Genomic DNA, 12139 nt, shown 5'->3' on the forward strand with positions numbered 1-12139 from the left:
TCATAAGCGTAACAGGGAATCTTATACTGGATAAGTTCTACAACATTCAAATCTTAAAGTACCCTCTGATTAACGGTTGCTCCCTGGAATGATGTATAATGATGGAAGTTAATTAATTTGGATGGGATAAGGAAGGTACCACATGGCTGAAGAGAATATTACCCGAATACATATAGATGATAAAGAACTGATTCTTATTGGAACGGCACATGTATCAAGAGACAGTGCCCAGCAGGTAAAGGAAGTAATTGAAGCAGAAAGCCCGGATTCGGTTTGTATCGAATTAGATGAAGGCCGCTATAATTCCATCATGGAGGATAACAAATGGAAGGATATGGACATTTTCAAGGTAATCAGAGAAAAGAAGGCAACATTGCTTCTTATGAACCTTGCAATCTCCTCTTTCCAAAACCGGATGGCTAAGCAATTTGGCATCAGCCCGGGTCAGGAGATGATTCAGGGAATCGAATCAGCGAAAGAAGCCGATGCCGAGCTCGTTTTGGCTGACAGAAATATTCAAACGACCTTTTCAAGGATTTGGCGAAATATCGGGCTGAAGGGAAAGGCCATGCTTTTAATGCAGGTGATTGGTGGCATTTTCAGTAAGGAAACCATTTCCGAAGAAGAATTGGAGCAGATGAAATCAGAGGATACGCTGAATGCGATGCTTCATGAGTTTACCGTAAGCTTCCCAAGATTGAAAAAGCCATTGATTGATGAACGTGATCAATACCTTTCCCAAAAAATAAAAACAGCACCTGGAAATAAAGTGGTGGCTGTTTTAGGGGCTGCCCATGTGCCGGGTATCACCGAGCAAATTCACCAGGATCATGATTTAAAACGACTGTCACAGGTACCAAAGAAATCAAAAGCGCCTAAGGTCATTGCCTGGTCGATTCCCATTATCATTCTCGCTATTATCGCATATACGTTCTATGCAAATCCATCTGCGGGAATGCAGCAGACGATCAGCTGGGTGTTATGGAACGGATCCTTTTCAGCTATCGGCGCAATTGCTGCACTCGGTCATCCATTGACCGTACTCACAGCCTTTGTTGTTGCACCAATAACCTCCCTGAATCCACTGATTGCAGCAGGCTGGTTTGCGGGGCTGATGCAGGCCTATATCAAACGCCCGAATGTTGGCGATTTTGAAAAACTGACCGAGGACGTCTTTAGCGTAAAAGGGTTCTGGAATAATAAAGTAACCCGAATTTTGCTTGTTGTTGTCCTGGCGAATGTCGGAAGTTCATTAGGGACATTTATTGGCGGTGCGGACGTTATCCGTTTATTTTTCCAAAATTTATAAACAAAAAAGAAGCCTCTCTGTCCAATAAGAGAGGCTTTCGTTTATCTGTAATTAATATCCTACTTCAACTGCTGCATTGACGATATACATCAGGTCATTTTCATCCTTCTTGTCTTCTAAAATAATTCCGCTTGATGTTGCCATTCCGCCTTCGGTAACATCTACGGTCACTTCCCCATACGGAATCACTTCTTTTATCTTTTCCATATCGATCTTATCGCGATCAAGTGGTACGGCAACCCTTACATTTACTTTCATATTATTCAAGTTCTGATCTGGCAGAACTTTCTCGATGCCTGGCATGGAGTTGTACCAAATCGAATTCTCTGTGGCACGAACAGCTGCTTTCGTAATATCCTGTCCGTGTACGTCTATACCTGTTCCTGTTTGGACAAATAGTACTTGATTCATTTTATACACACTCCCTATATAGAATTCCTATCAAAATTTCCTTCCTTCTTCACTACATAAAACTCTTACCCGGGATTAATATCTCCAAAACACATAACATAATATAGGTACAAGGACTATCCGTCTAAATTCGCTTCTTTTAATATCCCCTGAGTAAATGGATTGGTTTTCCTATAGAACGCTTTTTTCATAACAAACTTAATGTATAATTGGAATTATTCATAATTTAATGAAAAGGATGTGGCAGTAGATGAAGTCAACGAAAGGCTTATTGTTTTTTCTTATTGCAATCATGATCTTACTAATGCCATTGATGGATCAGGGGAAGGAATTGTTTGTCAACGCATCCGAAGAATCAAAAACAACGGAAGAAATACATGAAACAGGAACATTGGAAGAAAAACTGGAGGCCATCTTGACTGATGATGGACTGGATAGAGCGGTAACCGGGGTGAGCATCCGAAAAGCGGACACGGGTGAAATCCTGTTTTCTCAAAATGGGGACACACGTTTACATCCTGCATCTAATATGAAGTTACTGACAGGAGCAGCGGCGATGGAGACGCTTGGTCCGGACTATCAATTTTCCACGGAAGTATGGACAGATGGAGAAGTAAGAGGAAAAGTACTGCATGGAGATGTATATGTGAAAGGAAAAGGTGACCCCACACTAAGAAAAAAGGATCTCGATCAATTTGCAAAGGAATTGAAGGAGCAGGGCATTCATAAAATAAAGGGAAATCTAATCGGAGATGATACATGGTATGATGACGAGCGCCTGTCACAGGACTTGAACTGGTCGGATGAACCTTTTTATACCGGTGCCCAGGTGTCTGCACTCACACTTGCGCCAGATACGGATTATGACTCCGGTACAGTGGTTGTCGAGGTAACCCCTGATGCAGAATCTGGAGAGAAGGCAAAAGTGCGCCTTACACCAGAAACCGATTATGTCACGATTGTAAATAACACGGAGATGGTAGAGGCCTCAGAAGAAAAGGATATTTCCATTGAACGGGAGCATGGGACGAATAATATCATCATCGAAGGGACCATGCCAATCGATGGCTCTGACTCAAAATCCTGGGTGTCTGTGTGGGAGCCGACCGGTTATGTGATGGATGTCTTTAAAAAATCACTAAAGGAAAATGGTGTTACCTTTGCAGGTCAAACAGAAATTGGATTTGATGCGACACCTGAAGACGCTACGCTATTGTCTTCTAAGGATTCTATTCCCTTGAAAGAGCTGTTCACCCGCTTTATGAAATTAAGTAATAATGGGCATGGCGAAACCTTAACAAAAGAGATGGGGAGAGTCGTACATGGAGAAGGAAGCTGGGATGAAGGACTTGAAGTAATGGAAGCGTTCGCCGCAGATCACGGTGTTGATGAAGACGCGATTCTGCTTCGCGATGGTTCAGGTATGTCACATAAAAATTATATTCCTGCGAATGGAATGTCTCAGCTGCTTTACGTGATCCAGGAAAAAGACTGGTACCCGGCATTTGAACGTTCCCTTCCCGTAGCGGGTGACCCGGAGCGTTTCGTTGGTGGTACATTGCGTTACCGAATGACAGAAGGACCGGCCCAGGGAAATGTAAAGGCAAAAACCGGATCACTTACATCGGTTTCAACATTATCCGGTTATGTCACCTCAACAGATGGTGAGCCATTGATTTTCTCCATTATGATTAATAACTACTTGGAGGATCAGGCATCAGAAATTGTAGATGAGATAGCCAGCACACTTGCCGCGCATGAGTTTTAACCACAAAGAAGCTGTTCCTCCGTGTTTGGAGGGACAGCTTTTTTTCATCTTACATGTTGTTTGTCCTGGAGTTTGTCCAATTTATTAAGCAATCTATCTAGCTCTTGGGATATATGAATGACTTCCTCATTATTTGCATTTGTTTCAAAAGCCTTATACATCTTAGATCTCAGTTGCTCAATCTTGGTTTCCAGTTGTGCTCTTTGATCCAATAAAACCTACTTCCTTTCAATGATAGTAGATTCCCACTATTCACCAGGGTTAAACATCAATTTTCCTGAGAGAGGAAAGTTTTTATATTACGGGTGGGAGGGGCAGTTGGAATTCGTAAGTTGATAGGGTAAACTTGTAAAAAAAGACGAAAGAAGAAGGATGGAAAGATTCATGAAAATCTCTATTGTTTCAGTAGGAAAACTGAAGGAAAAATACCTCAAGCAAGGCATCCAGGAGTATTTGAAGCGGCTTGGAGCTTACGCAAAAGTAGCTATTACTGAAGTTGCAGATGAAAAAGCCCCGGAAAACATGAGTGAAGCGGAAATGCTGGAAGTGAAACGCAAGGAAGGCGAGCGGATTTTGGCACAAATCAGCCAGGACACCTATGTGATTACACTTGAAATCAACGGGAAAATGCTGACATCCGAACAGCTGGCAGCTAAAATGGACGAGCTTGCGACATATGGGAAAAGCAAGATAGCATTCGTAATTGGCGGTTCCCTTGGAATCAGTGAGGACGTGCAGAAGCGGAGCGATCTATCCCTGTCCTTTTCCAAGATGACATTTCCCCATCAGCTGATGCGACTGATTTTGCTGGAGCAGGTGTATCGGGGGTTTCGGATTATTAGGGGGGAACCGTATCATAAATAGTGGTAAAACAAAGAGTGGAAGTTGTCATTAAAGAGGAATGGTTAGATAAAATCTTATAAACATTATATTAATATAAACTGAAAGAGCACATTTCTGATATGCAGAAAGTGCTCTTTTTTAAGGTACTAAACATTTGATTAACATTTGTGTAACCGTCAAGTGAAAATGGACACTTTTTGCTAATTAATTTTGAACACTTTTTTCCATAAAAATGGAAGAACGATGTTTCATTCGATAACTATCATCATTCTGGAAATGAATAACTTCCACACGATGTAAAAGCCTGTCTAAGATGGCTGTTGTAATACCGGGATCCCCTAATAATTCTCCCCACTCATTCGGTCCCTTATTTGATGTTAAAATCACGGATGCCTTATCGTAAAGATCGTTAATCAGATGAAAGAATAGATTTGCTTCCCGCGTATCCATTGCCATAAACATCAGATCATCAATAATGACAAGATTGGCGTCACGAATGCGTTTCATTCTCGTCTGAGATTTTCTAGTGACTTCTTCGGTCTTCAACGTATGAATGAGTTGACCCATGGAAATAAAAGAAACCTTATACCCTTGGTGGATAGCCTCTATTCCCAGACCAGTTGCCAAATGGGTTTTCCCCACGCCAGGTGGGCCTAGAATAATCAAATTGTACAACTGGTCCAGCCATGTAAACTCTGTTAATTGATGGAGCTGTTTCTTGCTTAGAGATTGCTGCTGTTCTAATTGAAACCCATCTATTGTCTTGTAAAAAGGGAATGCTGCCCATTTCAAGCGTTTTTCAATTTGTTTCTCTTCGCGACGTTTCTGTTCATATGCGGTTAGATGTTGTAAGAAAACCCGGTATGTCCAATCTTCTGATTCGGCTTGTTGAATCAGAGAAGGCAAATAATTTGCCGTCTCTGATAACCGTAATGTGCGCAATTGTTGCTGTAACTGTTCAAGGGATTGCGTCATCCCATTGCCCCTCCTTTCAACACATCCAGATAACGATTCAACTCTCTTGACTCTGGCTGTATGTCAATTAGCGCAGGATCAACATCATGTAGTGTCTTGATTTCCTTAACCGCACTTATCTGACTGGCATTATTTTGATGCTGACGCTGAATAAATGCCACCACATCACTAAACTCCGTTGCGCTGTATAATCCGCGTTTCACACATTCTGACAAAGCTTCGTTTCGGATTACTTGATCCACCGCTTTCGATGCTTTTAACACAATCTTCAACTGATCCCGCATATAACGCGGATATCTTTGATGAATTTCCTTTAGGAATACAGTAGCTGCTTCCTTGTCCGTAAATTCATTGGATACAGTGGCGATATAAGCTGGAATGCCTTTGGAGCGATCCCGAACATGTTGTGTATCCTGAATAAGTTTGCCTTTTTCGGAAGAAATGAGATGATCGGCGATGATAGCCCCATCCGCTTTCTCCCGTATGACTAGATGCGCTTCATCGGTTACCTCGATAGATACCTCTTTGTTTTTTTCATAGGTTCCGATAGGGACTGAATAGCGATTCGATTGATATACAATCGTGTTGTCCTTACGTACTGTTCTTGTTATACTTGAATCAATATTTGTTATAGTAATTTCTTTGATGACCGGTCTGAGGTGTTGCCTTTCCAATGCGAACACATCTACTGGTCTCTTTTTTGTTGTATTATGAACATTTATGTTTCCTGTTCTATCCAGCCAGGATAAACAATGCTCATTCCATTGGTCTATATTTTGAAATACTCGATTTTTAGCGAAATTTTTCTTGACAAAGCCAACCACATTTTCGATTCGTCCTTTACTCTCCGGATCAGCTCTCCTACAGACAAACAAATTCAGTTTTCGCTCATCGCGATAAGCCTGGAACTCACTTGTAAGAATCAAATCTCCGGCATTCTCACTTACAACGAGCAGGGAATCCTGATCATAAACAAGTTCATAGGGAATACCACCGTAATACTGGAATACACGCTCATGCATTTGAACCACATCTTTTGTTGTAAATGGCCTGTCCAGCCATTCCACATATTTATATCTGGAGTGCGAGAGCACGAAACTGATAAAGTATAGCTTGACTTCCTTTCCTTGAGGCGTTTTTTGTTTGGTTTCCCCAAAATCCACTTGAGCTTGTTCCCCCATTGGTGGATCAGGTATTGCCTGATAGAGCCGTTTCACTTCTGTTTTAGGAATGCCATATTTTTCACGAAGTTCTTTGACATAGTTTCTTACAGTGCTATCACCAACAACCAAATCTGGATATCTCTCTTTTAACCAATCATGAACCTGTGAGGCTGATAAGTCAGGATGCTCACTTAGCCATGTATGAATTAGTATTTCATATGGATCCAGCCTTTTTGTCCGTGTTTTTGTAGAAGCCATCCATTCCGCTATTTCTTCGGGTGACTTTTCCAAATATTTATAAACAGTCGTTCTGGATATCCCCAACTTTTTGGCGATGCGCCGTATCTTGAATCCTTGTTCTTTAAATTGCTTGATCTTCATATACATTTCTAGAATTTCCACCTTTTCAACTTCCTCCATTACTGATAGTCAACATGATTGATTATATCGTAATGAAGTGAATTTTTAATGGGGAGATCGACCAGGTGACGCGATGCATTTGACAGGTGCCGCCCCTCCCGGGGCAGCACCTGTCAAATGCAAAATAACCTACCCCACTATCTCAATAAAGTGTCCATTCTTATTTAGCAGAAATGGTCTATTATAGTTTAGCAGTTACAATTTGTATGACATCCAATCATATTATGGATTTTAATTGTTCTATGGCTTCCATTTGTTCTTCAATGTTATAGACAAGATAATGGTTAATGATATGGATAAATATGAGTTGGCAGAGATAATGGATAATATTAAACTCGGAAAGTGATAAGGATGGATTTGTTCATAGATATTATTTAAGTGAAACAACCAAAGGGATTATTAATGCATTATATGATGATAAAAAAAGTGGTGGCAGAAAAAAAGACGAAAAGCAAAAGATGTTTGGCAGGTTAAAGGCAAAGCATTCCATCTTTTATAAGGTAATATAGTATTATAGGGAATTCGCGAAGATGATCACTCGTGTGGGTGTTTTTCATATTGCATAAATCTTCCGTATCTAGGATAATAGACTCATATTAAAATATGAGGGGAGTAAAAAGAAATGGATAATTTATTTTTGATTTTGGCTTTGTTATCATTAATTGCTATTCCAGTTGGTTTAATCAAACCTAAGTTACTTAAAATGAAAGGTCGATTAAAGGCTTTAGTTTTGACAGTTGGTGCTACATTTGTCTTTTTTATTTTATTCGGAATTACAGCAGATGTAGAAACTGAAACAGAAGAGGCTGTTGATGACATAGAAAATGTTGAAGTTGAAGAAAATCAGGAAGAAACTGAAACGGAGGAAACAGTTGAGGAAACTCCTGATGAAGAAGTTGATACTGAACCAGAACCAGAACCTGAAGAAGATGTGGTTCAAGAAGAAGTCGAGGTAGAAGCTGAACCAGAAGAAGATGATGTTCCACGTGAACACCGAAATGCTTTACAGTCCGCTCAAAATTATATCGACACCATGCCGTTTTCAGAAAAAGGACTCTTTGAACAGTTAACATCTGAATATGGAGAGCAATATCCAGAAGACGCTGGTCAATACGCTATAGAAAATGTTGAAGTAGATTATAACGAAGAGGCTCTTGAATCGGCAGAAAACTATCAAGAACTTATGCCAATGTCTGACCAAGAGTTATTGGATCAACTCACATCAGAATATGGGGAACAATTTACAGAAGAACAAGCACAATACGCTCTTGATAATTTATCGGATTAAATAATAATTTATAGACACTCTTAACTGGGTGTCTTTTTACGTGAGTCATATTTCATAAATATTCCAACTCAATCATAATAAACCTATACATAGTTATAGGGGGAGATGATTGAAAAGAATATTATTGTTAGGACTTATTTTATTGTTAGCTGCATGTGGTTCTGATGGTATTTATCATTCTGAGGATGTTCAGCTTTGTTACTATATGATGAATTCAAAGGAAGTGTAACTGCTAAACTATAATAGACCATTTCTGCTAGATAAGAATGGACACTTTATTGAGATAGTGGGGTAGGTTATTTTGCATTTGACAGGTGCTGCCCCGGGAGGGGAAGCACCTGTCAAATGCATCGCGCCTGGTCAATCTCCCCATTAAAAATTCACTTCATTACGATATAATCAATCATGTTGACTATCAGTAATGGAGGAAGTTGAAAAGGTGGAAATTCTAGAGATGTATATGAAGATCAAGCAATTTAAAGAACAAGGATTCAAGATACGGCGCATCGCCAAAAAGTTGGGGATATCCAGAACGACTGTTTATAAATATTTGGAAAAGTCACCCGAAGAAATAGCGGAATGGATGGCTTCTACAAAAACACGGACAAAAAGGCTGGATCCATATGAAATACTAATTCATACATGGCTAAGTGAGCATCCTGACTTATCAGCCTCACAGGTTCATGATTGGTTAAAAGAGAGATATCCAGATTTGGTTGTTGGTGATAGCACTGTAAGAAACTATGTCAAAGAACTTCGTGAAAAATATGGCATTCCTAAAACAGAAGTGAAACGGCTCTATCAGGCAATACCTGATCCACCAATGGGGGAACAAGCTCAAGTGGATTTTGGGGAAACCAAACAAAAAACGCCTCAAGGAAAGGAAGTCAAGCTATACTTTATCAGTTTCGTGCTCTCGCACTCCAGATATAAATATGTGGAATGGCTGGACAGGCCATTTACAACAAAAGATGTGGTTCAAATGCATGAGCGTGTATTCCAGTATTACGGTGGTATTCCCTATGAACTTGTTTATGATCAGGATTCCCTGCTCGTTGTAAGTGAGAATGCCGGAGATTTGATTCTTACAAGTGAGTTCCAGGCTTATCGCGATGAGCGAAAACTGAATTTGTTTGTCTGTAGGAGAGCTGATCCGGAGAGTAAAGGACGAATCGAAAATGTGGTTGGCTTTGTCAAGAAAAATTTCGCTAAAAATCGAGTATTTCAAAATATAGACCAATGGAATGAGCATTGTTTATCCTGGCTGGATAGAACAGGAAACATAAATGTTCACAATACAACAAAAAAGAGACCAGTAGATGTGTTCGCATTGGAAAGGCAACACCTCAGACCGGTCATCAAAGAAATTACTATAACAAATATTGATTCAAGTATAACAAGAACAGTACGTAAGGACAACACGATTGTATATCAATCGAATCACTATTCAGTCCCTATGTAGCACATGACCTGATGACGTTTATAAGGCAACACAATAGAAATCTTAATAATTGAATTGAAAATGGGGGTACAGCCGTTTTTGCATTAGATGCTTGTGCGATAAAATCCTGTAATTAGGTGACGATACTGCTTTTCACAATATTTACTGAATGCCCATTAAAATTACCGTATTGAAAGATAGAAATTATATTGAATTATTTTGGGGTCTGACCCCAAAAATAGATGTATTAGCTATAAAGATACCTTTGGATTTGAAAAGCTATTATTAAGGTGCAAGTAAAGCATCAAAAATCTTCCGCACTAGTACCCGATATTCAGCAACTATTAGGTGCAAATCCAAATGATGCTAATAGTTCATTTGTTTCAACTGGTGGATTCACGTCACAAGCTGAAGTGGTTGCTAAGCATAATTCTGTAAGATTAGTAGATTTGGTTGTGAAATGGTATGGGAATATGCCGAATGATGTTAGGGCATTGTTGCCGTTGCAGAAGATATACGTTCCTGAATGGTTAGGTTATTTAAGGTAGGTTAAAGATGGAAAAGTTAGCAAAAAAGGTCTTATTTCTATTAAGGTACAATCACAATAGAGAGAATTGGAATTGTGGTTTAGAGATGAGTTTGTTCATTTTAAATTCAATTGCGATGAATCGTGGTAGTAAGAGCCCATTGTTTCTTAAAGTTTAATACATCTAATTAAATTGAACAGGATAATTTTTTTTATAGAACGCTTTCTTCGTAAACTTTCTTCTCCAAATGCTTTATATGAATTCATCAAAATTCTAATTGACTTCGTATCTGAAATATCATACTTTCTAGCTAGTAGCGTATATCCTAATGGTACTTCAAGATATTCCTTCACTACCATTAGTTTAAATTCATAACTATATTTCGCCATAATAAACACCCCAAAAGCGAGTTTTCTTACTTTAACTTTTGGGATGCAGTACCTAGTCAGAGATTTTTTAAATATATCTTTTCCACATCATGGTGATAGTAAAATTTAAAACCAATTCATTGGTTTTGGATCGATATTCCAAAACACATGTTTAACTTCTGTGTATTCATCTAGTCCAGGAGTGCTAAGCTCACGACCAATACCGGATTGTTTGTAGCCGCCCCATGGAGCTTGCGCGAAAAATATATTAAAATCATTAATCCAAACGGTTCCCATGCGCATTTTTGCTACACAGCGCTCTGCTTTGGCAATATCTTTTGTCCATACGCCACCTGATAGGCCATAAATAGAATCATTTGCGAGTGTAATTGCTTCTTCTTCTGTAGCAAATTTTTCAACGGTAATAACTGGCCCGAAGCCTTCATTTTGCACAACATCCATATCTGTTGTGCAATTTGTAAGAATCGTAGGTAGATAGAAAAAGCCGTTTTTGAGTTCGGGATCATCTGAACGTTTTCCGCCTACTTTTAAGGTTGCGCCTTCTTTTATTCCATTTTCTACGTACGTGCTTACTTTTTCCAAATGTTCGGCTGAAATAAGTGGCCCCATTTGGGTTGCTTCATCAAATCCACTACCTAACCGAATATTTTTAACGCGTTCCACAAGTGTATTTATAAATTTATCATGAATGCTTTCTTCTACAAGAAGTCTTGTTCCAGCAGAACAGATTTGCCCCGCATGAAAAAATACAGCATTCATGGCGTAATCGATGGCAGTATCAAAATCAGCATCAGCAAAAACAATGTTCGGGTTTTTCCCACCAAGCTCCAACGCAATTTTTTTCATATTACCACTTGCCGCTTGCATTATTTTTTGCCCCGTTTGGAGGCCACCTGTAAATGAAATTAAATCAACATCTGTACTACTGGAGAGTTCAGCGCCAATGGTACTTCCTGCACCTAAGACGAGATTTGCGACCCCCGTTGGGACACCAGCTTCCTCTATTAGTTCAAACACTTTAATCGTTGTTAGAGGCGTAATTTCACTTGGCTTCATGACAAGTGTATTGCCAGCGACTAAGGCTGGAGCTAGCTTCCAAGATGCTTGTAGTAACGGATAATTCCAAGGGGTAATTTGTCCGCATACACCGACAGGCTCTCGTACTGTTTTACTAATCGTATTTGGAATTGGAGAGGTGATCATTTCTCCGCCATCTTTGTCAGCCAAATCGGCATAATATTTAAATACCGACGCAATACCATCCATATCATCACGGCTTTCGTCCACTGTTTTACCAGTATCCAGCGACTCTAAATGGGCCAATTCTTCTTTATCTCTTTCTATGAATGTCGCAATCTTGCGCACGATGTCTCCACGCTCTGTAGCTAAAGTTGTAGACCATTCACCATGATCAAATGCATTTCTTGCTGCTTCAATGGCTGCCTTTGCATCTTCTTCTTTACCTTCAGAAACACGAGCAATAATTTCTTGATTGAAAGGGTTAATAATATCTCTTGTTTCATTTGATATAGAATGGACCCATTCACCATTAATATATTGTTTTTTGATATTCAATAAAATCACTCCTGTTAAAATATATAGATT

The 12139-nt window shown here is 39.5% G+C and carries 10 protein-coding genes and 1 pseudogene; 6 read left to right on the plus strand and 5 right to left on the minus strand.

Annotation, left to right across the window (positions count from 1 at the left end; translation table 11 throughout):
• Positions 1 to 142 precede the first annotated feature (142 nt).
• A complete protein-coding gene (locus ACZ427_RS17775) occupies positions 143 to 1309 on the plus strand; it encodes a TraB/GumN family protein (protein WP_461177974.1) in 1167 nt (388 codons plus the stop codon).
• A 51-nt stretch (positions 1310 to 1360) separates the two neighbouring features.
• On the opposite strand, the gene ACZ427_RS17780 is transcribed toward ACZ427_RS17775, so the two are convergent.
• Positions 1361 to 1720 (minus strand): Lin0512 family protein, encoded by a 360-nt coding sequence (locus ACZ427_RS17780; protein WP_461177973.1) that lies wholly within the window; start codon positions 1718 to 1720, stop codon positions 1361 to 1363.
• 250 nt (positions 1721 to 1970) lie between these two features.
• Here ACZ427_RS17780 and dacB point away from each other — a divergent pair, with 250 nt between their 5' ends.
• The gene (gene dacB, locus ACZ427_RS17785) at positions 1971 to 3488 is read left to right on the plus strand and encodes a D-alanyl-D-alanine carboxypeptidase/D-alanyl-D-alanine endopeptidase (RefSeq protein WP_461177972.1); all 1518 of its coding nucleotides are present in this window, start codon (positions 1971 to 1973) and stop codon (positions 3486 to 3488) included.
• 44 nt (positions 3489 to 3532) lie between these two features.
• On the opposite strand, the gene ACZ427_RS17790 is transcribed toward dacB, so the two are convergent.
• On the minus strand, positions 3533 to 3649 hold the full coding sequence (locus ACZ427_RS17790) for a Spo0E family sporulation regulatory protein-aspartic acid phosphatase (RefSeq protein WP_464883589.1): 117 nt from the start codon (positions 3647 to 3649) through the stop codon (positions 3533 to 3535).
• A 223-nt stretch (positions 3650 to 3872) separates the two neighbouring features.
• Here ACZ427_RS17790 and rlmH point away from each other — a divergent pair, with 223 nt between their 5' ends.
• Positions 3873 to 4352, plus strand: a complete 480-nt coding sequence (gene rlmH / locus ACZ427_RS17795) for a 23S rRNA (pseudouridine(1915)-N(3))-methyltransferase RlmH (protein ID WP_461177970.1) — start codon at positions 3873 to 3875, stop codon at positions 4350 to 4352.
• A 183-nt stretch (positions 4353 to 4535) separates the two neighbouring features.
• On the opposite strand, the gene istB is transcribed toward rlmH, so the two are convergent.
• The gene (gene istB, locus ACZ427_RS17800; protein ID WP_461177969.1) at positions 4536 to 5306 is read right to left on the minus strand and encodes an IS21-like element helper ATPase IstB; all 771 of its coding nucleotides are present in this window, start codon (positions 5304 to 5306) and stop codon (positions 4536 to 4538) included.
• Positions 5303 to 6889 (minus strand): IS21 family transposase, encoded by a 1587-nt coding sequence (gene istA / locus ACZ427_RS17805; RefSeq protein WP_464883473.1) that lies wholly within the window; start codon positions 6887 to 6889, stop codon positions 5303 to 5305. Before istA (ACZ427_RS17805) ends, istB begins: the two co-directional genes overlap by 4 nt.
• A gap of 622 nt (positions 6890 to 7511) precedes the next feature.
• Between istA (ACZ427_RS17805) and ACZ427_RS17810 the strand changes: the two genes are divergently transcribed.
• The 3 genes and pseudogenes from ACZ427_RS17810 to ACZ427_RS17820 form a co-directional block, all read left to right on the plus strand.
• The gene (locus ACZ427_RS17810) at positions 7512 to 8177 is read left to right on the plus strand and encodes an Ltp family lipoprotein (RefSeq protein ID WP_461177468.1); all 666 of its coding nucleotides are present in this window, start codon (positions 7512 to 7514) and stop codon (positions 8175 to 8177) included.
• 439 nt (positions 8178 to 8616) lie between these two features.
• Entirely contained in the window at positions 8617 to 9639 is a 1023-nt protein-coding gene (istA, locus tag ACZ427_RS17815) for an IS21 family transposase (protein WP_464883474.1), read from the plus strand.
• Between the two features lie 228 nt (positions 9640 to 9867).
• Positions 9868 to 10166 (plus strand): annotated as a pseudogene (locus tag ACZ427_RS17820) (restriction endonuclease); the annotation flags it as partial.
• A 473-nt stretch (positions 10167 to 10639) separates the two neighbouring features.
• Here ACZ427_RS17820 and betB read toward each other — a convergent pair.
• Positions 10640 to 12109 carry a betaine-aldehyde dehydrogenase gene (betB, locus tag ACZ427_RS17825; RefSeq protein ID WP_461177938.1) on the minus strand — a complete coding sequence of 490 codons (1470 nt, stop codon included), beginning with the start codon at positions 12107 to 12109 and terminating at the stop codon, positions 10640 to 10642.
• Positions 12110 to 12139 lie beyond the last annotated feature (30 nt).

This window comes from Virgibacillus ainsalahensis, assembly GCF_055380755.1.